23 protein-coding genes are annotated in these 24,360 nt (G+C 60.2%); 11 read left to right on the top strand and 12 right to left on the bottom strand.

All coding sequences use genetic code 11. The features are described from left to right. The first annotated feature begins 16 nt into the window (after positions 1-16). Positions 17-862, top strand: coding sequence for a putative RNA methyltransferase (locus B7L71_RS10605; protein ID WP_081137826.1), 846 nt, complete (start codon positions 17-19; stop codon positions 860-862). Between the two features lie 104 nt (positions 863-966). Here the strand turns inward: B7L71_RS10605 and B7L71_RS10600 are convergent, their stop codons facing one another. The 3 genes from B7L71_RS10600 to B7L71_RS10590 form a co-directional block, all read right to left on the bottom strand. Beyond that, complete coding sequence (locus B7L71_RS10600) at positions 967-1,173, bottom strand: cold-shock protein (RefSeq protein ID WP_009095703.1); 207 nt, start codon at positions 1,171-1,173, stop codon at positions 967-969. A 264-nt stretch (positions 1,174-1,437) separates the two neighbouring features. Then, positions 1,438-1,611 carry a TIGR02450 family Trp-rich protein gene (locus B7L71_RS10595; RefSeq protein ID WP_081137824.1) on the bottom strand — a complete coding sequence of 58 codons (174 nt, stop codon included), beginning with the start codon at positions 1,609-1,611 and terminating at the stop codon, positions 1,438-1,440. 178 nt (positions 1,612-1,789) lie between these two features. Further along, positions 1,790-1,963, bottom strand: a complete 174-nt coding sequence (locus tag B7L71_RS10590; protein WP_016914759.1) for a YqaE/Pmp3 family membrane protein — start codon at positions 1,961-1,963, stop codon at positions 1,790-1,792. A 157-nt stretch (positions 1,964-2,120) separates the two neighbouring features. Here B7L71_RS10590 and B7L71_RS10585 point away from each other — a divergent pair, with 157 nt between their 5' ends. Beyond that, entirely contained in the window at positions 2,121-4,118 is a 1,998-nt protein-coding gene (locus tag B7L71_RS10585) for a TonB-dependent receptor (RefSeq protein WP_139790121.1), read from the top strand. 75 nt (positions 4,119-4,193) lie between these two features. On the opposite strand, the gene B7L71_RS10580 is transcribed toward B7L71_RS10585, so the two are convergent. Together B7L71_RS10580 and B7L71_RS10575 are read right to left on the bottom strand one after the other, a co-directional pair. Continuing rightward, a complete protein-coding gene (locus B7L71_RS10580; RefSeq protein WP_081137820.1) occupies positions 4,194-5,192 on the bottom strand; it encodes an NADP-dependent oxidoreductase in 999 nt (332 codons plus the stop codon). Between the two features lie 161 nt (positions 5,193-5,353). Then, entirely contained in the window at positions 5,354-5,746 is a 393-nt protein-coding gene (locus B7L71_RS10575) for a septal ring lytic transglycosylase RlpA family protein (RefSeq protein WP_081137818.1), read from the bottom strand. Between the two features lie 313 nt (positions 5,747-6,059). Here B7L71_RS10575 and B7L71_RS10570 point away from each other — a divergent pair, with 313 nt between their 5' ends. Further along, the gene (locus tag B7L71_RS10570; protein WP_081137814.1) at positions 6,060-7,499 is read left to right on the top strand and encodes a hypothetical protein; all 1,440 of its coding nucleotides are present in this window, start codon (positions 6,060-6,062) and stop codon (positions 7,497-7,499) included. A 95-nt stretch (positions 7,500-7,594) separates the two neighbouring features. Further along, positions 7,595-8,389, top strand: a complete 795-nt coding sequence (locus tag B7L71_RS10565) for an RsiV family protein (protein WP_249273231.1) — start codon at positions 7,595-7,597, stop codon at positions 8,387-8,389. Positions 8,390-8,395: 6 nt separating this feature from the next. Here the strand turns inward: B7L71_RS10565 and B7L71_RS10560 are convergent, their stop codons facing one another. Continuing rightward, complete coding sequence (locus tag B7L71_RS10560) at positions 8,396-9,274, bottom strand: DMT family transporter (RefSeq protein ID WP_016914752.1); 879 nt, start codon at positions 9,272-9,274, stop codon at positions 8,396-8,398. Positions 9,275-9,382: 108 nt separating this feature from the next. Between B7L71_RS10560 and B7L71_RS10555 the strand changes: the two genes are divergently transcribed. The 3 genes from B7L71_RS10555 (at position 9,383) to B7L71_RS10545 (ending at position 11,695) form a co-directional block, all read left to right on the top strand. Beyond that, positions 9,383-10,252: a LysR substrate-binding domain-containing protein gene (locus B7L71_RS10555; RefSeq protein ID WP_016914751.1), complete on the top strand. Its 870-nt coding sequence runs from the start codon at positions 9,383-9,385 to the stop codon at positions 10,250-10,252. A gap of 126 nt (positions 10,253-10,378) precedes the next feature. Next, positions 10,379-10,936, top strand: a complete 558-nt coding sequence (locus B7L71_RS10550) for a cytochrome b (RefSeq protein ID WP_081137810.1) — start codon at positions 10,379-10,381, stop codon at positions 10,934-10,936. Between the two features lie 36 nt (positions 10,937-10,972). Further along, the gene (locus B7L71_RS10545) at positions 10,973-11,695 is read left to right on the top strand and encodes a membrane protein (protein ID WP_016914749.1); all 723 of its coding nucleotides are present in this window, start codon (positions 10,973-10,975) and stop codon (positions 11,693-11,695) included. Between the two features lie 6 nt (positions 11,696-11,701). On the opposite strand, the gene B7L71_RS10540 is transcribed toward B7L71_RS10545, so the two are convergent. The 5 genes from B7L71_RS10540 to B7L71_RS10520 form a co-directional block, all read right to left on the bottom strand. Next, positions 11,702-13,516 (bottom strand): diguanylate cyclase, encoded by a 1,815-nt coding sequence (locus B7L71_RS10540; protein WP_081137808.1) that lies wholly within the window; start codon positions 13,514-13,516, stop codon positions 11,702-11,704. Positions 13,517-13,740: 224 nt separating this feature from the next. Then, the gene (locus tag B7L71_RS10535; RefSeq protein ID WP_081137806.1) at positions 13,741-14,607 is read right to left on the bottom strand and encodes a LysR family transcriptional regulator ArgP; all 867 of its coding nucleotides are present in this window, start codon (positions 14,605-14,607) and stop codon (positions 13,741-13,743) included. A 94-nt stretch (positions 14,608-14,701) separates the two neighbouring features. After that, complete coding sequence (locus B7L71_RS10530) at positions 14,702-15,469, bottom strand: ATP-binding cassette domain-containing protein (RefSeq protein WP_081137804.1); 768 nt, start codon at positions 15,467-15,469, stop codon at positions 14,702-14,704. 157 nt (positions 15,470-15,626) lie between these two features. After that, entirely contained in the window at positions 15,627-16,238 is a 612-nt protein-coding gene (locus B7L71_RS10525; RefSeq protein WP_249273230.1) for a cytochrome b, read from the bottom strand. A 4-nt stretch (positions 16,239-16,242) separates the two neighbouring features. Next, positions 16,243-17,175 (bottom strand): siderophore-interacting protein, encoded by a 933-nt coding sequence (locus B7L71_RS10520; RefSeq protein WP_081137800.1) that lies wholly within the window; start codon positions 17,173-17,175, stop codon positions 16,243-16,245. Positions 17,176-17,361: 186 nt separating this feature from the next. On the opposite strand from B7L71_RS10520, the gene fhuB reads away from it, so the two are divergent. From fhuB to B7L71_RS10505, 3 genes are all read left to right on the top strand, one after another. After that, positions 17,362-19,353 carry a Fe(3+)-hydroxamate ABC transporter permease FhuB gene (gene fhuB, locus B7L71_RS10515; protein ID WP_081137798.1) on the top strand — a complete coding sequence of 664 codons (1,992 nt, stop codon included), beginning with the start codon at positions 17,362-17,364 and terminating at the stop codon, positions 19,351-19,353. A gap of 49 nt (positions 19,354-19,402) precedes the next feature. Beyond that, positions 19,403-21,061 (top strand): multidrug ABC transporter permease/ATP-binding protein, encoded by a 1,659-nt coding sequence (locus tag B7L71_RS10510; protein WP_081137796.1) that lies wholly within the window; start codon positions 19,403-19,405, stop codon positions 21,059-21,061. 232 nt (positions 21,062-21,293) lie between these two features. Beyond that, positions 21,294-21,908: a LysE/ArgO family amino acid transporter gene (locus tag B7L71_RS10505; RefSeq protein WP_016914741.1), complete on the top strand. Its 615-nt coding sequence runs from the start codon at positions 21,294-21,296 to the stop codon at positions 21,906-21,908. Here B7L71_RS10505 and ltaE read toward each other — a convergent pair. After that, positions 21,900-22,916, bottom strand: coding sequence for a low-specificity L-threonine aldolase (gene ltaE / locus B7L71_RS10500; protein WP_081137794.1), 1,017 nt, complete (start codon positions 22,914-22,916; stop codon positions 21,900-21,902). The two genes, B7L71_RS10505 and ltaE, sit on opposite strands and share 9 nt — an antisense overlap. Before the next feature lie 93 nt (positions 22,917-23,009). Between ltaE and B7L71_RS10495 the strand changes: the two genes are divergently transcribed. Further along, positions 23,010-24,230, top strand: coding sequence for an NAD(P)/FAD-dependent oxidoreductase (locus tag B7L71_RS10495; protein ID WP_081137792.1), 1,221 nt, complete (start codon positions 23,010-23,012; stop codon positions 24,228-24,230). Positions 24,231-24,360 lie beyond the last annotated feature (130 nt).

The following is a 24,360-nucleotide window of genomic DNA, read 5'->3' as shown; positions in this document are numbered from 1 at the left end:
AAGAGAATCCCCATTGATGAATAGCACCCCCTTTCAGGCGTTGGCCTGCCCGCTCGATGGCGAACCGCTCTATCTGGAAGGCAATACGTGGCGATGTGTCGCTCGTCACGCTTTCGATGTGGCCAGACAGGGGTATGTGAACCTGCTGCCGGTGCAGCAGAAGCGCTCGACGGACCCTGGCGATAGCAAGCCCATGGTGGCTGCCCGCCAGCGTTTTCTGGCGGCGGGGCATTATCGGCCGATTGCCGAGTCGGTGAGCGAGATCCTCCAGCGCCATGCGCATGGGCAGGAGGCGTATCACTGCCTGGATGCGGGGTGTGGCGAGGGGTACTACCTGCGTGAGCTGGCGGGGCGGTGGCCAGCCGAACAGTCGCTGGCGCTGATGGGGTTGGATATTTCCAAGTGGGCGGTGCTGGCGGCTGCCAAACAGGGGGCCGAGACGTGCCGCTGGGTGGTGGGCAGCAATGCGCAGCTGCCGGTACAGTCGGCCACGCTGGACAGCGTGCTGTGCCTGTTCGGTTTTCCGGTGCATGCGGAGTTTGCGCGGGTACTCAAGCCGGGTGGGCAGCTGCTGCAGGTGGAAGCGGGGCCTGAGCATTTGCGAGAGCTGCGCGAGGTCATCTACCCGACCCTGAAGCCCGCCCGTGACAAGCCCCCCGAGGTGCCCGCAGGCTTTGTGGCGCATTCAGCGCATGAGCTGCGCTATGTGGTCACTTTGAAGGGGGCCGAGTCGATTGGCGATTTGCTGGCCATGACGCCTCACCTTTACCGCGCCAGTGCCGAAGGCCGCGAGCGAGCGGCGAATCTGGAGGCGCTGTCGTTGACCGTGGATGCACGGCTCATCGTCTGGGAGCGAGTGTAGTTCGCAGATGACGCTCAAACGCAAAAAGGCCCGCCGAAGCGGGCCTTTCTGGTGGAACCCATCACACGAGGCGTGGGTTCCAGCAAATGCTCAAGTCCGAAGACTTAGGAGATTTGCTTGATGTTAGAAGCCTGCAGGCCTTTTTTACCCTGGGTAACGTCGAAAGAGACGTTAGCGCCTTCTTGCAGGGTTTTGAAGCCGTCAGACTGGATTTCGGAGAAGTGTGCAAACAGATCGTCGCCACCGTCAGAAGGAGCGATGAAACCGAAGCCTTTGGTGTCGTTAAACCATTTAACTGTGCCAGTTGCCATTGTGTAGATCCTTTGCGCTGATGCGCCTTAATAAAATTCCTGGTATGACCCAGATGAAGTAGCGGGTGAAACAAGGAATACAATATTCAGGCTAACGAAAAAGATCGTACGCAACTGAAACCATGCTGCTTGCTTACTAACCAACTGACGCTACAGTGTCATGCTTGCGCTGCCGGGTCAAAGCCTTTCGTGATTATTTTTTGAGTATTGCCATGGGAAGCGCTATTTCCAGCCCATTTTCCACGTCTGGTCATCCTTGAGCGCCTACCAGGGCAGCGTGGTTTCACGGTGGGAAAGCACGGCTTCCAGCACGACATCGACCACCTGCTCTTCCTCGTCGCGCAGCAGTTGGGTCACGATGAAATGTTTTTCCTTGTTGCGGGGCGTGGCGGCTGTCCATTTGCTGTGGTGTAGCTTGTTGGGGTTGATACGGTTCATTGATGCTCCGGCAAGTGCGCATGTCAGGAGGATGAGGGTACTCTGATAGATACACAGCCCGGCAGGGATAGGGCGGGTGGAGAAACGCCGCTGTGCGCGAGGCAAAACGGCGTTTGCTAAACCGAGTGGATACGAGAGGCCTAGTGCTTCAAAATGACCCTAGTGCTTCAAGATGACCCTAGTGTTTCAAGATGACATAGAACGCATGAAGGATGCCCGGTATGAAACCAAACAGGGTCAGCAGGATATTGAGCCAGAAATGTCCTTTTAGCCCGACTTCGAGAAACACCCCAAGAGGGGGGAAGATCACCGCAAAAATCATCTTGATCGGGTCTGTCGCTGTCAACGCCATAAAGCCTCCTTTGCTTTTTTAGCTAACCTACAAGACCAACCACTTACACTATCGTTCAGCTTAGGCTGAGCGCCAATCATTGGGAAGGGAATCCATGCATCGTTTTCAATTACCGTTTTCACATACACCGCTGGCGCTGTTGTTGGGGTCGGTGGTGATGACCCCGGCGGCGGCGCAAACTGCGCCCGAGGCCACTACCGTGCTGCCTGCCGTGGAGGTCAGCGCTCCCCGTTTGGCCCGTGAACTCTATGCCACGCCAGCGGCTGTTTCGACCCTCGACGCTCAGGAGATCCAGCAGGGGCAGCAGCGGGTGCGGCTGGATGAGTCGCTGAACAGGGTGCCCGGGGTATCGCTGCAGAACCGCGATAATTTTGCCCAGGGCCAGCGTATCGCCATTCGTGGTTTTGGTGCCCGGGCGCCGTTTGGCGTACGGGGGATTACGGTGATGGTGGATGGCATTCCGTATACCCTGCCGGATGGTCAAGCGCAGCTGGATGCCATCGATCTGGACAGCGCCGAACGGATCGAGGTGATTCGCGGCCCCTCATCGGTGCTCTACGGTAATGCTGCCGGGGGCGTGATCGACGTGACCACGGCCGATGGGCGCGACAACCCTGGCACACGCATCCGCCTGGGGGCGGGCAGCCATGGCTATCAGAAAGTGGCGCTGCAGCACGGTGGCGCGCAGGGGGATTGGTCGCATCATGTCAGCTTGACGGCTCTCAACGTGGATGGTTATCGCGAACAGAGCGCCACGGAAAAGTACCTGCTGAATGCCAAGCTGCGCCGTGAGTTGGGCAGTGAACGGGCACTGACGGCCATTATCAACGTGCTGGATAACCCGCGCTCGGAAGACCCGGGTGCCCTGACGGCCACTGAGGTTGCGCAGGGGCGCGATCAGGCTGCGCCCAACGCCCTGGCGCTGGATGCCCGGCAGCAGGCCGAACAGCAGGTGCTGGGGCTGCAATACGAAGACCTGGCGCTGGGGGACGGCGCCTTGTACCTGCGCGGCTTTGTGGCTCGTCGTGATTTCGAACAGCAGCTGCCGTTTGTCGGTGACAGCCGTTTGGGCTATCGCCGTGATTACATGGGGGCCAGCGCCGAGTATCACCAGGCGGCCATGCTGGGCGAGCTGCCCCTCGATTACGTGGTCGGCGTCGACCTTGCACGCCAGCAGGATGACCGCTATCGCAATCGGGTCAATGCCCTGGGCGCGGTGGGGGAGACCTCGGCTGACGAAACCCAGCGCGCCACCTCCAGCGGCGTCTTTGCTCAGGGGGACCTGGCGCTTTCCGAGCAGGTGACGTTTTCGCTGGGCGCGCGCTTCGACCACGTGGCGCTCAGGGTAGACGATGACTTTCTGGCAGATGGCGACCAGAGTGGCCGTCGCTCTTTCAGCGAATGGAGCGGCTCGGCGGGGTTGAGCTATCGTTACCTGCCTCAGCATCAACTCTATTTGAATACCGGCACCGCGTTCGAGACCCCGACCTTTGCCGAATTCGCCAACCCCGTGGGCGGGGGCTTCAACCCAGCCATCGAACCGCAAAAAGCCTGGAATCGGGAAGTCGGGCTGCGCGGGTATGTCGAGCCGCTGGCTATGGATTATGATCTGGCGCTGTTTTCCGTGCGGGTGCGCGATGAGCTGGTGCCTTTCGATGAAGGAGGGCGCACCTTCTACGAGAACGCCAGTGATACCCGGCGTGACGGAATAGAGTTGGCGCTGGGCTGGCAGCTGGCCGATGCATGGCGGGTGAACAGTGCCTTAACGCTGGCGCGCTACGAGTTCGATAACTTTGACGACTCAGGGGCGAACCTTGATGGCAATCGGCTCCCCGGCTTGCCCGAGCAGACCTGGATCAACCAGTTGACCTGGCAGCAGCAGGCGCGTTTTGCCACGCTGGAAACTGAATATATCGGCAGCCTGATGGCCGACAACGCCAACGCCACGCAGGTCGACAGCTATTGGCTGGTCAACCTGCGTGTAGGCGATGAGTGGCAGCTCAGTGGTGATACGCGGCTGAGCGCTTATCTGGGGCTGCGTAACCTGTTCGACGAGGAGTACAACGACAACGTGCGCATCAACGGCACCTTTGGACGCTTTTACGAGCCTGCGCCCGGGCGCAGTGTTTATGGGGGCGTCGAGCTGAGCTTTTAAAGCCTTGGAAACGGCAAAGGGCAGCCTGGGCTGCCCCTTGAGCATAAGAGGGGGTGGTAGAGAATGCCTGGTGAGTTACAGCTTCACCAGCATCTTGCCCGTATTGGCGCCTGAGAAGAGCGCCAGAAACGCCTCCGGGGTACTTTCCAGGCCTTCCTTGATGGTCTCCTGATAGACGATGCGACCATCGGCCACCTGGGGCGTCACTTCATTCAGGAAGTAGCGATAGCTGGCCCAGTGATCTGCCACGATGAAACCTTGCATCCTGGCCTTGCGGACCACCAGTTGTGACAGGTTGCGGGGGCCTGGCGCAGGTGTCTCGGCATTGTAGCCTTCGATCATGCCGCAAACGGCGATACGCGCCCCTTCGTTGAGCTGAGCCAACGCGGCTTCCAGGCAGATGCCCCCCACGTTTTCGAAATAGACGTCGATGCCGTTCGGGCTGGCAAGCTTGATGGCGTCGCTGAGCTCCTGCGCAGTGCGGTCCTGGTAGGTGACTGGCTCGACGCCGATGGACTCCAGCCAGGCCAGCTTATGGGCTGCCCCGGCAATGCCCACCACATGGCAGCCTTTGGCCTTGGCCAGCTGTACCGCCAGTGACCCCACGGCACCGCTGGCGGCACTGACCAGCACGTTATCGCTGGGTTTGCATTCGGCAATCAGGTTCAGGCCTGTCCAGGCGGTCATGCCCGGCATGCCCAGCACGCCGAGGTAAGCCTGCTCGGGGGCGTCGCCTTCCGGCAGCGGGGTGACGCTTTCGCCCGGCAGTTGGGCAATGTCTCGCCAGCCGCCCATGTGGCTGACGCGCTGGCCTTCCTTGATATCGGGATGCCTTGACGCGATGACGTCACCAATGGCGCCGCCTTCCATGGGCTTGCCCAGCTCGAAAGGGGCAATGTAAGTGCGCATGCCCGTCATTCTGCCGCGCATGTAAGGGTCTACCGAGAGCCAGCGATTCTGGATGCGAACCTCGCCCTCTTCCAGTTCCGGCAGCTCGGCACTTTCCAGCGCGAACGTAGAGAGGTCGGGTAAACCTTCGGGGTAGGTCGTGAGCGTATAGAAACGAGAAATCATCATAGCCTCCTGCTGTCAGGGAACGCGGTAATCCTTGCCTCATAAAGACCATTAGCCTGCTTTCAGGTTCATTACGCTATAAAAAAGCGGCCCCCGAGAGGGCCGCTTTTAGTTAGCAGGATCGCTTAAGGGGTAGCACACGCTCGCGGGTGTGTTATCCGTTAATCTACCAGAGTGATCATCACTGGGGCGGTGCCTCGGCGTACCATGCCTAGTGCGCGCGCCGCTCGCTTTGAAAGATCGATGACACGCCCTTGAACGAAGGGACCACGATCATTGATCATCACTTCTACTTCCTGCCCTGTGTCGGGGCGAGTGACCAGCACTTTGGTGCCAAACGGGAGGCTTGGGTGAGCCGCCGTGAGAGCTTGCTGATCAAAGGTTTCACCGCTAGCGGTGATGGCACCCTGAAAGCGATCACTATAGAAAGAGGCAACGCCTTCTTCGAGCTTCGGGTTTACTGCTGATTGACTGGCAACTGCTTGGTGAGCGGTAGAAAATACCAGCAGTGTGGCCAGGCAAGTCGTTCGTACCAGGTGTTTTAGGGCTCCCATTGGAGTACCTCAGAGGTTCGTGTCGCGGACTCCGCTTTTATCGATGAGGCGCCAAATTGGCCTGCTGATAGTAGCCCGCGCATGGAGCGTCGGCAAGCTTTAAGAAGATCGACGCAGATAGCTCCATAATTGCGCTTTTTGTAACGAATCATTATGCCTTTGTGTTTCAGTAAGTTAACCGGGGTGGTGTGCCATGGAGCACCGCCCGGGAAAGCGCGTTATTTTTGTGGAAAAGTTCCCTTTATATCGATGAACCGCCTTATAATCTGGTTTCGCTATATCGGCGTTTTTGCCTACGATCAAGGATGCACCTATGGCCAAGTCCTCTTCTCTTACCCTGCTGCTGGTTGCTGTCGGCGGCGTTGCCGTGGGGTACTTCGCAGCACAATCTTTTTCTCAAGCGCCCGCCACGCCGGACACAGTGGAAGTGTCGGATGAGGCGGCCAGTGATTCAGGCAGCGTCTTCGACGGGCTGGAGATCCTGACGCTTGGCGAGCGTGGCCGAGGCGAAATTACCTCCGCCAATGAGCTGAATGGCAATGACGGTAGCCGCTTTGCCCGCTACGTCATCCAACTGGATGAAGATACCCTAGTGGAAGTGTCGCTGCGCGGCGCTTTGCAGGGCATCGTGGCGCTGTACGATGATCAGTTGGAGCTGCTGTCCAGTGCCGATACCGTACGCTATCGGGTGAAAGAGAGCGGCGACTACATGGTGGTGGTTAGCGGTGCCGATGCCCAGAGCTATGGCCCTTACAGCGTCGAGGCCCGCACCATCGAGCTGAGCGATTCTGACACGCTGGCCGTGGGTACGCCCATGGATAGCTGGCTGGAAAGCACCCCCCGCGAAGTAACCTTGACCATCGAAGAAGCAGGCATGTACCAGATCGAGATGCGTGCCGATGAGTTCGATGCTTACCTGGAGCTACGTGGCCCCAACGGCTATTACCGGGAAGACGATGACAGCGCCGGTAACCTGAATGCCCGTATTGCCGATTTTCTGGAGCCGGGTGATTACACCGTGACCGCAAGAAGCGCCTTTGGTAATGGCAGTGGCCTGTTCACGCTGGTCGCAGAACCGCGTGAGCTGCCAGGCGAGGGCGAGCTGCGCAATGACGGTGCCATTCAGCCAGGTGAGTCGTTGAATGGCTGGTTCAGCGGGCAGCCCTTGAGCTACGAGCTGGAGATCGAAGAAGCGGGCATGTACCAGATCGAGATGAATTCCAGCGATGTGGATGCGTACCTGGTGCTGGAAGGCGACAGCGGCTATTACCGCGAAGATGACGACAGTGCCGGTAATCTGGACGCCCGTATTGCCGATTTCCTTGCGCCCGGCAACTACCAGATCACGGCCCGCACGGCGTACGGTACCGACAGCGGCCTGTTCACCCTCTCCGTGGCGTCACGTGAGCTGCCTGAAGACGTAGAGCTGCGCAACGAAGGCGAATTGACTCCCGATGAAACCATCAATGGTTGGTACAGCGGCGAACCGTTGACCTATCAGCTAACCTTGACGGAGAGTTCGCGGGTTACGCTGGCAATGAACTCCACTGACTTCGATACCTATCTCGAACTGTATGGCGAAGGCGTCTCCTACAGTGACGACGACGGCGGTCAGGGAACCAACGCCCTGCTGGAGCAGGCACTGCTACCGGGGACTTACACCGTGAGCGCGCGTGGTTTCAGCGCCAGTGGCAGCGGCATGTTCGAGCTGGAGGTAAGCGCAGAGCCTACGGAAATGCAGCCTGATACATAAGTGGGCCAGTAGGTAACGCAATGATTATGCCTCTGCTCTGTGCAGGGGCATTTTTGTGCTGACATGAACAGCATCGCATTCACAAGGAGGTTGATATGGTACGTCTGACAACGGTAATGAGCGCGGGCGCGGTGATCGCGGGCAGTGTCTGGCTAAGTGGCTGCCACACCTCATCGCCCTCCCATGAACAGGAGGAGCCGCTGGCCCTGGCCACGCTGGCCGTAGAGCAGCAGTTCTTGGCGCCCGGCTGTGAGGGAGAGCGCTGCTCGACGGTGCGTATTTCAGCACTGGAGTTCCCCCAGGATGAAGCACTGACGCAGCAGTTGCAGGAGCGTCTGCTGACGCTGGGCATGGGGATTACCGAAGAACAGGCCGAGCCTGCTGCATCCTGGGAGGCGTATGCCCAGCACTTTTTCGAACTGGCCGAAGAGGGCAACCGCTTGACGCCCCCGGAAATGACCAGTGAGGCCATGCTCGAAGCCACGGTTCATGCCCATCACGACGACCTGCTGGTGTTGGAGCTGAACAGCTATGTCTACCATGCCGGGCAAGCCCATGGATTGCCCATGACGGCGTTCATGGTGATCGATGAGCGCCGCCGAGCAGTGGTCGAAGCCGAGGATATGCTGCTGGATGGGCAGGAGGCAGCCTTCGATAGGTTGCTGACCGAGGCTCACCAGCGCTGGGCAAGCGAGATGGGGCAGGATGAACAGTTCCTGGCGAACTGGCCGCTATCCCCCAGTCGCAACATTGCCCCGCTGGAGGAGGCATGGGAGGTAAAGTACAACGTATACGACATCGCACCTTACGCCGTAGGTCAGCCCACCTTGACGATCCCCGTTGAAGCCCTCGACGGCGTGGCCAAGCCGCGTTTTATCGGTGCAGAGTAAGGGCTACTAGCGGCCTGCTTTCAAACAGCCGACCACCACCAGTAGGGCGGCGCTGGGCAGCCGCCAGTCCAACACGCTGACGCCAGCCATGACCAGTAACAGGGCCGCCAGAATGGGTACCCCATAGGCCAGGCTGCCCACCAGGCTGGCATGGCCGAAGCGCAGCGCTCTATCCCAGGCCACCATGGCGATGCCGTAAGGCCCGAGGCCCAGGGCAATACCCGCAAGCAGCGCTTCTTGCTGGGGCAGCGCCGTGCTGCCTTCCAGCAGCATGCTGGCGGCGAAGGTCATGGCGCAGGCAATCAACAACAGGCGGGGCAGTAGCGGCGTCAGCGAGACCGGCGCTGCCTGGCCTGTCCAGGAGTAGAGTGCCCAGCAGCAGGCAGCCAGTAGGGCCAGGGCGTAGCCCGATGCGGCCCCGCCAACACCGCTACCCAGTGCTTGTGGCACCAGCAGTAGCGCGGCCCCCATGAAGGCGATCAGCGCTCCCGATACGCTGGCCAACGTCAAGCGGCCCGTGCGGTACCACTGGCTCAACAGGACGAACAGCACCGGCCAGGTATAGGTAATCAAGGCGGCTTCTGCCGCTGGTGCCCAACGCATGCCGATGAAGTAACTACTTACCGCCCCGACGATCAGCAGTGGAACGCCCAGCCAGATACCGGCCTGCCAGCGCCGCGGGCAGTGGCTCAGCGGCACCTTACGGCTCAAGGGCAGGGTGGCTAGCGCACCTGCCAGCAGGGTCAGAGCGGTGAGCTGCAGCGGAGCGACCGTGCGCGCTAGTTCCGCCAGTAACGGGGCGATGCTCCATAGCGCGACGGCCACCAGCGCGGCGGCAACACTGTATTTGGGGGAAACCACGACCGGGGAGTGAAGGGGCTGCATCACGCGTCTCCTTGAACCTTGAAATTGACCTCTTGTGCGCAGCATACTCATGGCTCATTCATCAAGATAACGATCTTTTGTGATGGTTTTCATCAAGGATGGTGATGTATGCGTGCGCCCACATTTGACCTGACGCTACTGCGAACGCTGGTGGCCATTGCCGACACCGGAAGCGTCACCGCGGCGGCGACGCGGCTCGCCTACACTCAGTCGACGGTCAGCATGCAGTTGCAGCGTCTTGAGGCCCAGCTGGAGATGCGCCTGCATGAGCGTGATGGGCGGCGGCTGCGCTTTACGGCGGAAGGAGAGCGTCTGCTGGCCCATGCACGGCACTTGTTGACCGTCAATGACGAGGCGTGGAGCGACATGCAGGCCCGTCAGGTGACGGGCGATTTGACGCTGGGGATTCCCGAGGATTATGCGTCGTTGCTGCCGTCGGTATTCGCCTATTTCCACCAGCTCTATCCCGCCGTGGGGCTGACCGTGCAGTGTGGTACCAGCGCCCACCTGGTGGAGCAGGTGAAAACGGCGGAGCTGGACTTGGCGCTGGTGACGCGCCAGCGCCATTCGCCGGGTGGGGAAGTCATTCGCCGAGAGCCGCTGGTATGGGCCGTGGGGGTGAATCAACAACCGCTGCTCAGCGACCCGGTACCTTTGGCACTTTATACCCCGGGGGCCGATGTGTTCAGGGAGGTGGCGGAACAGGCGCTTCAGGCCGCAGGGCGCCACTGGCGTGTGGCGTATACCAGCCAGTCCATGGCCGGGCTGGCGCCCATCGTCACCGCCGGGCTTGCCGTGGTGGTGGTCACCCGCAGCATGCTGACGCCCTCGCTGCGCCCGCTGGATGAAAGCAGCGGGCTGCCCGCCTTGCCGATGATCGAACTGGCGCTGCACCGAGCGCCGCACCGGCCCACCGAGCCTGCCCGGCGGTTGGCAGAGCTGATTCGAGAACAGCTGGCCGTGCCCAGTGAGGGTTGATTTGACGTGAGAAACAGGCGGTAGGCTATTTCATGCAGTACGCTATTCCATGACTATAGTAATTTAACGTCGTGCCGCGAAGGTGGCAGGCTGATGATAACGATGAGACGGGGCAGGGAGTCATGAATGCACGAGCTTGATCACTATATCTACCCCCACCGTGTGCTGCATTGGCTGGTGGCGGGGGCCGTTCTGCTGGGACTGGCCACCGGGCTGACGCTGGGCTTTCTGGGCTACGAGCGAACGCTGGGCCTACTGGGCAATACGCTGACCAACCTGCTGTATACCAGCCACAAGACGCTAGGCGTGGCCGTCCTGCTGCTGATGACACTGCGTATCGTAACGCGACTGGCATTCGTCGTGCCCGACCATGACCCGCCGCTGACGACTTTCGAGCGTTTAGTGAGTACCAGCGTACATCATCTGCTGTATGCGGCGCTGGTCGTCATGCCGCTGCTGGGCTGGGCTGCCACGGCCACGGGCGGCTTTCCTGTGGAGTTTTTCCACTGGCACTTGCCGGGCCTTCTGGGGCGCCACGAAGCGCTCTCGCAAACGCTGTTCATGTGGCACGAGCGGGTGGGCTGGGCGCTGGTAGTGCTGATTACGCTGCACGTAGCCGGGGCGCTGTTCCACTGGCGTATCAAGCGCGACAACGTGATGAAGCGCATGAGTCTATTCGACTAAACGAGTTCTCACCGCGTCACAAGGAGTGTGATCACCATGGCCCAGCAGCTTGCTTTCGCCCTGGGATTGGCGGCCATCCATCTATACGCTGGCAAGCTGCAGCGGCTCAATGCCCTGCCGCGCAGCGCCTGGCTCTCGTTTGCGGGCGGTGTGTCGGTAGGCTATGTCTTTATCCATATCTTTCCCGCCTTGAGTGACGCTCACGACACCATCACCGAGCATGGGCCGCTGTTCATTCTCGAGCACAATGCCTACCTGACGGCCCTGGTGGGGCTGGGCGTGTTCTATGGGCTGGAACAGTTGGCCAAGGTCTACTCCCATCGAGACATGCCTCAGAAACGGGTATCGCTGGGCAAGCTGCGGGGCGTGTTCTGGATCCATATTGGCTCCTTTGCGCTCTATAACCTGTTGATCGGTTATCTGCTGGTGTACCGCGACAACCAGCTGCCGGAAGCCCTGTTCTTCTTCCTGGCCATGGGGTTTCACTTTCTGGTCAACGACCACGGGCTGGTTCAGCACCATCGTCAGCGCTACCTGATGAAGGGCCGGTGGGTATTGGCGGCGGCGGTGTTCGCGGGTTGGCTGATTGGCCATGCCATTCAGCTCACGGATGCCCTGATCAGCCTGCTGTACGCCTTCGTGGCGGGGGGGCTGGTGTTGAATGTGCTGAAAGAGGAGCTGCCGGAAGATCGTCACAGCCGTTTTTTACCCTTCGCCGGTGGGGCGGCGGTATGCGCGGGGTTATTGATGTTTGCCTGAGCGTGGCTAACCTCTGGCAGAGTAGCGATAAGCGGCAGCGTCAGTGCGTGCCTTGGCAATATGCTGGTCGGCCTCGTGAATCATGCGCTCCAGCAGCGCGTCGTGGCCCTGTTCGTCGCTGCGCTGATAGCAATGCAGCCCGCTAACGCCAAGGCTGATGCCGACGCAGACGCTGACCCCACAAGGCAGTTTGATGGGGGAGCGGATGGAGTGCTCGATGCGTTGGCATACGCTGTCCAGGATGTCCGGTTGCTGGACACTTTTCAGCAGGACGATGAACTCATCGCCCCCGAACCGAGCGCAGTGGTCGCCCAGTCGCGCTGCATGGGCGAGCCGCTTGGCCACCTGTTGCAGCACGAAATCCCCGGCATCGTGGCCGTACTGGTCATTGATGGGCTTGAACCGGTCGAGATCGCACATGATCAGTGCCACTGGCTCGTGGGTGCGATAGCTCTGATTAAAGGCAGCCGCTGCGCAGCGTGTCAGTCCGTTGCGGTTCAATAGGCCCGTCAGCATGTCATGGTTGGCAAGCTGTTCCAGCGCCTGAGTGCGTAAGGCTACTTTGGCTTCCAGGATGGCCTCCTGCTTTTTGAGCATGGCCACCGTATCGGCCTGTGCCTGCTCCTTCTGGCGTTTGAGCTTGTTGAAGCGGGCGGCCAGGGCAAACGATAGCAGCAGCATTTCCAGTGCCGAGCCGATTTGAATGCCGTGCAAAGTAATGAAGTTGGCGGGCAGAACGCCCATGTTGCGTAGTGCAAACACCGCCGCACCCAGCAGAAAAATGCTCCACGCCAACACGAAGAGACGGGCACTGGGCACACGCCGCCAACTGCCGTACAGCCCGCATACCAATAGCAACAGCGAGGCGCTCAGGCCCGTGACATCAGTCAATACCAAAGCCAGTGGGATGGGTAACACCAGTGACGCTGCCAAGGCCAACCAGCAGTAGACCCGAAACAGTGAAATGACGCGATGCCATCGAGGGGTATAGTGCGCCGTGTTCAAGAAGCTCTGGGCGAACAGGGTCGCCATGGCGGACGCGAAGGTAAAACCAATGGCCACCAGTCGCGGTGTCTGTTCGGCCAGAAAACTCCAGAACATCAGTGTGCCAAGGCCGTTGAAGGTCAGAATGGCCAGCGTGAAGCCGAATGCAAACAGGGCGTAGTGTAAAAAGACCCGTTCCTTCAGGCCAAAGAACAGCAAAAAGTTGTAAAGCCCCAAGGCGAGCAGCATGCCAAAGTAGGTGGCCAGCCAGAAGTTGTAACGATCGTTCTGCGCATGGAACGCATCAGGGGTCATCAGGCTGTAGCTCAAGAACTTGCTGCCGGAGGTATTGGCTTGCAGGTACAGCGTGACGCTTTCTCCTCCTTCCAGCTGGATGGGAAAGACGATCTGCCGATGGGCCAGGGCACGCTCATCCACGGGCAGAGTGCTGCCCCCAAGCTGTACTTCGCTGAACTGGTCGCGCAGCGTATAGAGCGTAATCCTGTCGATGAACGGATACTCGAATTTGAGTAGCCATTGGACCGGATGCGGTGAGGCGTTATGTAGGCGAGTGGTTAGCCAGGTCTCTTCGGCGGTATAGCCAAAATGCAGGTCAGACGTTTGCGATACCGGCGTGAAGGCCGGGTCAAGTGCCAGCAGCTCGCGCAGCGTCAACGACTCCGGTGTGTGCCAGTAGCGAGTGTTGCTATTGAGCGAGTAAAACGGCTGGTCCGGTGAAACAGACAGTGCCGGTGCCGTGACCGCCCACGAGCTTGTGCTCAGGAGGCACAGCAGCAGGACGGCCAGCAGGCGCTTTACCCAACAGAGAGGACCCATAAGCATCGCTTTTTTGATTTTTCTTCTCGACAGGCCTCTGTAGGGTTCCCTTGGCCCGGGCGAGCGCTATACGTTGTCACTGGGTGTGTCGATGACAGTAGTAGCAAATTAGTCACGTCGCGACCAGTGCTTTGCCCCGTTGGCTACGTTTGATCATCCAACGATACACACGTGAGTGTAGCCAGCTTTGAAGCTGCAGGCATGAAGGTAAAGCCAGATTGGTGCTAAAGCGTGAAATGGTTCAGTCTTTCGGTTAGTCGATGCAGCAGGTCGCCACTGTGCCGCCAGAAGTGCCAGTAAAGCGGTACCGAGAGCGAACTGTCTGGTGCAATACTCACCAGTTGCCCACTGTTCAGCTGAGCAGCGGCCTGTAATTGGGGCACCATGCCATACCCCATGCCTGCCGTGGCCAGCCGCACGAAACCTTCGGAAGAAGGGCACAAATGGTACGGAAAATGCCCATGGTAGCCACACTGCGCCAGAAAGCGATGCTGCAGCTGGTCGTGTGGGCCAAACACGATGGCCGGTGCGTGTTGAAAGGCCGTGGCCGTTGGGCCATCCGGGAAGAAACGTGCCATATAGCCTGGGGAGGCCAGCGGTAGGTACACCATCTCGCCGACCTTGATGCAGCGCGCACCTGCCATGGGCGTGGGCGTTGAACACAGGCAGGCCGCCACATCGCCATCCTTCAGGCGTTTCAAGCCGATTTCCTGATCTTCGATCACCAGATCCAGCAGTATACCTTCGGCAAGGCAGATGGGAGCGACGGCATCGGCCCACCAGGTACCGACGCTATCGGCATTGACGGCGATTCTCAATCGGGAGGCTTGTTGATCCAGTGTCGGGAGGGTTTGTCGGAGGTCGCGTTCGAGCAGCCGTACCTGCTGATAGTGGGTCAGCAGGCGCTGACCTGCGGGGGTAGGAGCCAGCTCAGGGTGGCGTATCAGTACCGGTTGACCCAGGCGGGTTTCCAACGCTTTTATGCGTTGTGACACGGCAGATTGGGACAGGCCGAGAAGATCGCCTGCGCGCTCGAACCCGCCGCCTTCCATGACCGCTGCCAGTGCTTGAAGAGATTTGTAGTCCACCATGGCCGCTCTATTGGGGGTAAGGTAACCAGCCTATCTTCCCTCAATGTACGGCGGACTTGCCAGCACTCAATGTGGCTGACTGGCCTGGCCGCCCCTACTGGGCGACGGCAATCCGGTGCTCCCCATTGGGGTGGGGCATCACCTGCATGGGGAGCCCGTAAATAGCTTCCAGAGTGGCATTTTGCATCAGTGCTTCGGGGGCGCCATGGGCCAGCAGGCGCCCGCTGTGCAGCGCCATGAGGTCATCGCAGTAACGCGAGGCCATGTTGATATCATGGAGCACGATGATAACGCCCAGGTTCAGCTCGTCGCACAGCTGGCGCACCAGTGCCAGCACTTCCACCTGGTGGGCAATGTCCAGGGCGGCCAGTGGCTCGTCCAGCAATAAAAAGCGGCTGCCTTGGGCAATCAGCATGGCGAGCCATACGCGCTGGCGCTCGCCGCCGGAGAGCGTGTCTACCAGGCGGTCGGCAAAGGCTTCCGTATGCGTCAGGGCAATGGCACGCTCGATGGCTTCCTTGTCCTGCTGGTTGTGACGCCCCAGCAGCCCGTGCCACGGGTAGCGGCCAAAGGCCACCAGCTCACGGCCTGTGAGGTTTTCCGCGCTGGGCAAATGCTGCGGCAGGTAGGCCACCTGGCGTGCAAATTCGCGGCTACCCCAGGCGCTCAAGGGGCGCTGGTCGAAGTAAATATCGCCTTCGGTGATGGGCTGCTGCTGCGCCATCAGTTTGATCAGTGTCGACTTGCCCGAACCGTTGTGGCCTATCAGACCGTATACCTTGCCCTCATGAAAGGTGTGCTCAATGGGAGCAAGAATGCGCTTACCATTGATTTCAAAGGTGGCGCCTTTGACCTCGAACATGAATGACTCCTGACGATGAATAGACCGGAAGGTGCCATTCTAGTGCTAATGGTTCTCATTTTAATAGGGAGGGTGAAAAGATTTTACGATCACGCCCATGCACTTCGTACACATGATCTGTACATGGTTGCCAACATGGAACGCGTGGACACAGCTGCTACCGGTCTCTTGCCTCCACCATTCGCGCCAATACGTTGTCTTTCAGCCAGTAGCGGTGGATCAGTGCCATCGCGATATGGCCGACGACGAGTCCGCATAATAGCCATGAAAGCGGACCATGCAGAAGGTCGGCAGGGGCAATCATCCAGGAAATGTTGCGCTCGGCGGAAGGCAGTAGCTCCATGCCATAAAAACGCAGCGCCCCGCCACGGCCGTATTGGCGCAACATGGCGAAAGCAGGTAGCCACAGCAGGAGCGCATAAAAGGTGATATGTACCAGACGCGCTATGCGGCCACTCCATCCGAGCGGCTGCGGAGGGCGCTGCTTACGGTTGACCCACGCCCAACCAAGACGAATCAGCGTCACGATCAGTAGCATAAAGCCTAATGAGCCGTGCGGCCCGATGCTCGCCAACAACAGCGTGATAGCGTTTTCGCCTGTTCCCCGCCAGGCCAGCAGCACGGTAAATTGCAGCGTGACGAGCACAGCGGTCAGCCAGTGAAGTGTACGGCTGACCCTCCCATAGCGGCTGGGGCTGTCTCGCCAGCCAATGGGTGTTCGATCTGGCGCGCTCGTGCCGCCGTTATTCAGTGCTTCGTTGTGAGCCATTCCTTTAACCATTGGCCTTTCCCTGCCTCCAGTAGCCCATGCTGGTGACATACTGTTTGGGTAGCCCGAGTTCGTTCACCAGATAGCGGCGTAGCCGCATGGCGACTTTGGTTTCAGCAGCGATCCAGGCGTAGAAGGGCGCGCTATCGTCCAGTGTGGCGGGTTCCCAGAGAGGACCGTCCTCATCGTCGTATTCGTCGTTGGTAACGCCGGGCATGCCAGTGCCGCCCAGCGCTTGAATTTCCTTATGCAAATCGATATCGCGCAGCGCTCTCATCAGTAGTTCACCGTGTTGGCAGCCGTGTTCAGTGTCGCGGGGCAGCCAGCGCAGCTTGGCGGCCTGAGGCAGCGGCTGAACGTCGTCACTGCGGGGTACTTCGAGCAGCGCTTCGACCTTGGGTTTGAGCGGCAGGCCATCGAGGGTTTCCAGAATACCGGCGGCAGCGGGGAGAGCGGTTTCGTCGGCAATGATCAAAATACGGCGTACGCCTTGAGGCGGCTTCCATTCGTAGCCCTGCTTTGGGCCTTCTGCATTGGCGTCGGGGGCGGTCATGGCAAGCCGGTCGCCGGGCTGGGCATGCATGGCCCAGCGTGAGGCAGGGCCGTTGTCGCCATGCAGCACGAACTCAACATCCACTTCAGCTTGTTCTGGTCGCAGGGCACGGATGGTGTAGGTGCGTGCAGCGGGCCGTTGGGCATCTGGCAGCGCGCGATAAGCGCCGTACCAGTCGTGCTCTTCCAGCCTGGCGATCTCGAACAGTGGGTCGAGACTGCCGTTCCCCGTGGGGAAAAACAGTTTGACGCGTTGGTCAGGAGCGTAGGTTGCCATGCGGCCAACTTCTGGGCCGGTAAAGGTGAATCGGACTAACGAAGCACAGACCTGGGTGCGCCGGGCGAGGGTGATATCAAAAAGCCGGTAATTTGGTTTAGCCGCCATCGGAAGGTCTCCTGTGTATGAACGGTCAATTGTAGTGCTAATTATTATCATTTAGAGTCGCTGTTAATGATCTATGCAGCAATTTTCGTCCACGCGTTTTCATGCAGGTAAGGGTAAGACCATGAGGGTGTTGGCTATCACGACCAGTGTTGCGAGCGGCATGAGTCCCGCCAAAGAGGCCTCGCCATGTTAAGTACCGCGGGGCGCCTGGGCGGAGTGTCACCTGCCAAGGCCTGCCTATTGCTTAGCCTGCCCATGATGGCGCTGTTTTGGGTAGGCCTGGAGAGTCAGGGGGGAATCGCGCTGGGCTGGAAAGCGTTGGTAGCCCCCTCGTTCGACACCGTCGATGAGCTGCTGCTGCACTACGCCTGGTGGCCGCGTTTATCGATTGCGCTGCTTGCCGGGGCCGGTTTGGGGTTGGCAGGCGTGCTCATGCAGCAGGTGCTGCGCAACCCTCTGGCGTCGCCGACAACGTTGGGCGTGGCGTCGGGTGCTAATTTGGCGTTGATGACCGCCACGTTAATGGCTCCTGGCTTATTAGTGGTGGGGCGCGAATGGGTGGCTCTGCTGGGCGGCGCGCTGGCCGTGGGGCTGGTTTTTCTGCTCTCCTGGCGACGCGGTTTGGCGCCTATCGTGGTGGTGTTGGCGGGCCTGGTCGTCAATTTGTACCTGGGCGCGCTCTCGACAGCGTTGCTGTTGTTCAACCACGAGGCGCTGTCGGGGCTGCTGATCTGGGGGGCGGGGTCGCTGGCGCAAAATGGCTGGGACGGCGTGGCCGTGCTCTGGCCTCGGTTGGCGATTAGCTGCATTGCTGCCTGGTTCTTGCTGCGCCCGCTAGCAGTGCTGGAGCTGGACGATGCCAGCGCCAAGAGCCTGGGGGTGTCGCTTGCCTATCTACGCTTTGCGGGGATGGGATTGGCGGTATTCATTACCGGCAGTATCGTCAGCGTGGTGGGCATCATTGGTTTCATTGGCCTGGCGGCGCCCAATATCGTGCGCATGGCCGGGGCGCGCCGATTGGGGGCGCGGGTGTTGTGGTCGACGCTGCTGGGGGGCGTGCTGCTGGCGACCACGGATCTGCTGCTGCAGCAGTTCGGAGGCATGGTGGCTGCCTTCATTCCTACCGGGGCGATTACCGGTGCCTTGGGGGCGCCGCTACTGATGTGGCTGATTCCACGTCTGAAACTTCAGGGCGATCAGCCGCCCAGAGGGGCGAGTGTCGTTGCCCGCCGCCATGCTGCGCCGTCACGCTTGGTCACCGGATTGATCTTCGCACTCTTGGCGGCCACGCTGCTGGGGCTGCTCTTAGGCCAGGGGGTCGATGGCTGGTACCTGCTCTCGCCAGAGAGCTGGAACGTGATGCAGTGGCGCTTGCCGCGGGTGATGGCGGCCGCTGCCAGCGGGTTGATGCTGGCCATTGCCGGGACGATACTCCAGCGCCTTTCCGCCAACCCCATGGCCAGCCCGGAAGTGCTGGGTATCAGCGGTGGTTGTGCCATCGCGCTGATTCTGGGGATTTTTCTGTTACCCACGCCCACCAACATGATGCTGATGGGGGTCGGCACACTGGGGGCTTTCGCCACGTTGCTGGTGCTCGTGGGCATCAACCGCAAGAGCGGTTATCTCTCCGAGCGTTTGCTGCTCACTGGGGTGGCCGTCAGTGCCCTGTTCGATGCGGTACGCAGCGTGATGCTGGCGGGGGGCGATCCGCGTGGCCAGCAGGTGATCGCCTGGCTGGCGGGCTCTACCTACTACGTGGATATCACCCATGCGGTGGTGGTCGGGGGGATTGCCGCGGCACTGGCGCTGGTCACGCTGCCCTTTACCCGCTGGTTGGATATCTTGCCATTAGGCCCAGCAACGGCCAAAGCGCTGGGAGTAACGCTTAACCGTGCCCGCCTGGCGCTGCTGTTGCTGGTGGCGCTACTCACTGCCTGCGCCACCCTGGTGGTTGGGCCACTGTCGTTTATTGGTTTGTTGGCACCGCATATGGCGCGCCTGGTCGGCTTCTCTCGGGCAGGGCAGCATCTGTTGGGCGCGGCGTTGATCGGCATGCTGCTGATGGTGCTGGCGGACTGGGTAGGGCGCCAGATTATTTTCCCCTATGAGATACCGGCGGGCCTTGTTGCCTCCTTGATTGGTGGGGCTTACTTCATGTGGGGATTGCGGCGGTTGTGATTGCCCTCTCTATTGGTGGTGATATAAAAAAAGCCCAGGAGTCGTGGTGATGGAGCTGTTGAAGATCGTATGGCGTGATTATCGCTGGCCGTTCATCGCCGTATTGCTACTGAGTCTGGCCAGTGCAGGCCTGGGCATTGGCGTCATCGCGTTTATCAATCAGCGGCTGCTGGGTTCCTTCGTTGATCCCTGGCGTATCCTGCCCGAGTTTTTGGGGCTTATCGCGCTGCTGCTGGTGATTACCTTGGCATCGCAATTGGCGCTGACCACGCTGGGCCACCAGTTCGTTTACCGGCTGCGGGGGCAGTTGATCAAGCGCATTCTGGATACCCATCTCGAACGTGCCGAGCAGATCGGCAGTGCGCGCCTGCTGGCGAGCCTTTCCACCGATGTGAACTCGGTCACCGTTGCCTTCATACGTTTGCCGGAGCTGGTGCAAGGCGGGGTGCTGACGGTGGGGGCCACGCTTTACCTGTGGTGGCTTTCGCCTGCCATGCTGGGGATCTCCGCATTGTGGGTGATCGTGACGGTGGTGATTGGCATGCGTCTGGTGGCGCGGGTGTATGGGCACATGGCCAAACTGCGCGAGATACAGGACCGTCTCTATGCGGATTACCAGTCCGTCATCGAGGGGCGCAAAGAGCTGGCGCTCAACCGCGACCGCGCCGAATGGCTGTACCGCGATGTCTATACGCCCAACGCCAGGGATTGTCGCCGTCATTACATTCTGGGCGATACCTATCATCTCAGCGCCGTGAACTGGTTCAACATCATGATGCTAGGGGCGATTGGCATCACCTTCTTTTTGGCCAATGGCCTTGGCTGGGCATCGGTGCAGGTGGCCACCACCTTTTCGCTGACCCTGCTGTTTCTGCGCGCGCCGCTGATACAGGCGATAGGCGCTTTCCCGACGCTGATCAACGCTCGAGTCGCGTTTGAAAAGATCCGTAGCCTGGAGCTGGCCGAACACAGTGAAACCTTCGACCACGCGGCCCTGCGCCACGATTGGCAGGAACTGACCCTGGAGCAGGTCTGCTACCGCTATCCGGATGAGGAGTCGCGCTCAGGCTTTGCCATTGGCCCTATCGATCTGACCTTGAAGCGTGGCGAAGTAGTGTTCCTGATTGGCGGAAACGGCAGTGGAAAATCGACCCTGGCGAGGCTACTGACCGGGCTTTACCACCCTCAGCGTGGCTGTGTCCGGGTCGATGGCAAGCCGCTGCGCGACGAGGACTGGACACGCTATCGACAGCACTTTTCGGCCATTTACACGGACCTGCACTTGTTTGGCCGGTTGATGGGGCCAAGGGGCGAGGCACCCGACCCGGCCTTGGTGGAACAGTGGCTGGCCGCCTTGGCCATGCAGAACAAGCTCGATTTCGACGGCGACCGCGTCACTAATGCCAACCTCTCCCAGGGTCAGCGCAAACGCCTAGCGATGCTGTTAGCCGTTGCGGAGCAGCGCGACCTATTGTTGTTGGATGAGTGGGCCGCCGATCAGGACCCTCAGTTCCGGCGCGTCTTCTACCGCGAGCTACTGCCGCAGCTCAGGGCGCTGGGCAAAACGCTGGTCGTGATCAGCCACGATGACCACTATTTCGACCAGGCCGACCGACTGCTGGAAATGCGCGGCGGGCAGCTCGTCGAGCTCTCCGGTGAGCAGCGCGCAGCGGCCAGCCGCGACGCGGTGGCCCGAGTGAGCGGATGAAAGCACCATGACGGTCTCTCCCGCCGTCGGGCACTCGGTTTGTCGCCTCTTTTCTTGAGACCCCGGCACGCATGAGGTGCCTTGATCAGCAGTGTGGTGTTGCTCCTGCGTGGCAAGCGAGACATCACACCTATAAGAAAAGCTAATGGCCTATTCACAGTATGATTTTTATTTATTGACGTTGCCGCCTATCGTAGCGCTTCACTTCTTGCAGCAGCGATAGGGATAGGTCATGTGGCAAAGCTATATAACGGGGCTCGTGGTATGCGGCGGGATCATCATGGCCATTGGTGCACAGAACGCCTATGTGCTGGGGTTGGCCATTCGTCGGGAGTACCACTGGTGGTCGGCGGGTGTGTGCATGAGTGCGGACATAGTGCTGTTGACCGCGGGCATGTTTGGCGTAAGTGCGTTTCTGCTGACCATGCCCAATGCCATGGAAGTCCTGCGCTGGGTAGGGGTGCTGTTTCTGGGCTGGCTGGCCGCCCAGGCCTTGTGGCGTGCAGGTAGTGGCCGAGAGGGGCTGACCGCCAACCACGCGCGCACACGCAGTTTACGCGGCGTGCTGTTGGCGACCCTGGCTGTCACGGTGCTCAATCCACAAGTGTATCTGGATACGCTGCTGTTGATTCCTGCCGTCGGGGCCCAGCAGGAGAGCGCCGGGGTGTTCGTAGCGGGCGCCGCGACGGCCTCGGTTCTCTGGTTCAGCTTGCTGGCCTGGGGTGGCTCGGCGCTTTCCCCCTGGCTCTCTCGCCCCGGCGCCTGGCGCGTCATCGATGGCGCCATTGGCGTGATGATGCTGGTGATTGCCGTGCACCTGGCCTTGGGGTCGACACTGCTATCGTGATGCCGCCGCGTCGAAGTAGCGCCCCATGACCTCCAGCACACGCTCGACAGCGGCGTCATCGATATCGCGATGGATCACCAGTCGCGTGGCGTAAAGCAGCTGGATCAGAATGTCGTGCTCTTTCAGCCAGGCAGCCAGCGGGGCCACGTGGGCCTGATCGACGCGCAAGAACACCATGTTGGTGGCGTGAGAGGTGACCTCAAGCCCGGACAGCGCTGCCAACCCTTCTGCCAAACGCGCCGCGCGGCGATGATCATGGGCCAGGTCGGCCACGTGATGGTCGAGGGCATGCTGGCAGGCCGCAGCGATGATGCCCGCCTGGCGCATGCCGCCGCCTACCATCTTGCGCCAGCGCCGTGCGCGCTCGATCAACGCGTGTGACCCTACCAGCGCTGAGCCCATGGGCGTGCCCAGCCCTTTCGAAAAGCAGAGTGACACGCTGTCGAACGGTTGGCACAGCTGCTTCAGTGAGGTATCCGTGGCGACGGCGGCATTGAAGAGCCGAGCGCCGTCCAGGTGCGTTGCCAGCCCGTGAGCGCGCGCCAGCTCGGTGGCCTGCTGAACGTACTCGGCGGGCAGCACTTTTCCACCGATGGTGTTTTCCAGCGCCAGGAGCCGCGTACGGGCAAAGTGAACGTCGTCGGCTTTGACGGCGGCAGCGATTTTGTCGAGTGGCAGGCTGCCGTCTGCGGCGTTTTCTATCGGCTGTGGCTGGATGCTGCCCAACACGGCGGCGCCGCCGCCTTCGTAGCGGTAAGTATGGGCATTCTGGCCCACGATGTACTCATCGCCGCGTTCGCAGTGCGCCATGAGCGCCACCAGATTGCTTTGGGTGCCACTGGGGAACAGCAGGGCAGCCTCCTTGCCCGTGCGCTCGGCAAGCGTCGCTTGAAAGGCGTTGACCGTCGGGTCGTCGCCCCAGACATCGTCGCCCAGAGGCGCTGCCAGCATGGCTGCCCGCATCGCGGAGGTGGGGCGAGTGACCGTATCGCTACGTAAATCGATCATCGTGACTCCTTGTTCACAGCGTGGCTGTCGGGCAGATCACCGATAAACCACTATGGTTAATGGGTGACAGGATCACCCAGCATAGGCGAAAAAATGGATCTTAAAAGTGGCTACCCCTTCTGGACGGTCAGCAATGGCTTGTTGACCCGTTATCCTCAGCTTACCCATGATCTTCAGGTAAACATAGCCATCATCGGCGGCGGTATCACCGGGGCGTTGATCGCCGACGAGCTGACACGCCATGGCCATGACGTGGCCGTCCTCGAGCGTCGTGACGTGGGGTGGGGCAGCACGGCGGCCAGTACGGCGCTGTTGCAGTACGAAATCGATACACACTTGTATCACCTGGCGCAGCAATACGGTGAAGCGAGTGCCGTCATGGCCTATCAGGGGTGTGCCGAGGCGGTTCATGCATTGGCCGCCCGTGCGGCAGAGCTGGGCGATATCGCCTTTCGTCGCCAACAGAGCCTTTATTTTGCCAGTGAAGCGGGCCATCTCTCTTCTCTTCGGGACGAGTTTGCCATTCGCAAGCGGTGGGGGTTCGATGTGCAGTGGTGTTCGCCCGAGCAGTTGCAGGAAGCGTATGGCTTTAGCGCATCCGGCGGTATCCTCTCGCATCTGGCGGCTACCGTGGACCCTTACCGCATGGCTTACCAACTGCTCGATGAGGTCGTTGCCAGAGGTGGGCACGTATACGATCGAACCGCGGTAGAGTCGTTGGAGGCAGGCGGGGCGACCATGGGGGTTCGTTTGCGCAACGGCGCCCTGGTAGGCTGTCAGCAGGTGATCATTGCGGCCGGTTATGAAAGCCAGACATGGCTGCCAGAGCCGGTCGCCAGCAACCGCAGCAGTTACGCGTTCGTCACCGACCCTTTGCCATGCAGAATGCTCGGCAAGCTTCGCGATACCATGGTCTGGGAATCGGCGCGCCCCTACCTCTATTTACGCTCCACCCATGATGGGCGTTTGCTGGTGGGTGGTGAGGATGATGATGAGGATCTTCCTGAACGCAGGGACGCCCGAGTGCTTGAAAAAGCGGCATCGCTGGCCGAAAGGGTCTTCTCGTTATGGCCTTCTCTGCGTATGACGCCTGCCTTCAGTTGGGGAGGTACCTTTGCTGAAACCGAGGACGGGCTGCCTTATTTCGGGACCCATGAGGCGCTGGGGCCGAACGTGCACTTTGCCATGGCCTATGGCGGAAATGGTATTACGTACAGCATGATAGGTGCACATCTCTTGAGAGCCCATCTCGAAGGCAAGCGGCATCCGCTGAGCGACCTGTTTTCTTTCGAACGGCGCCAGCGGGCACGCTGAACTTATCGCTCACCCACCAGACAAAGCCCGGTAACCCACTGAGTCAATGCGATTGAATGAGACACCTATCATGAGCCCCGTACTGTATCTAAGGAAACGCTGCATAAATCCCGTCGGAGCTGCCTCATAG

Origin of the sequence: Halomonas sp. BC2 (assembly GCF_002078115.1) — a bacterium.
Classification (GTDB): Bacteria; Pseudomonadota; Gammaproteobacteria; order Pseudomonadales; family Halomonadaceae; genus Vreelandella; species Vreelandella stevensii.
Note: the sequence above shows the minus strand (reverse complement) of the source record. Positions and strands in the feature narration are given on the sequence as shown.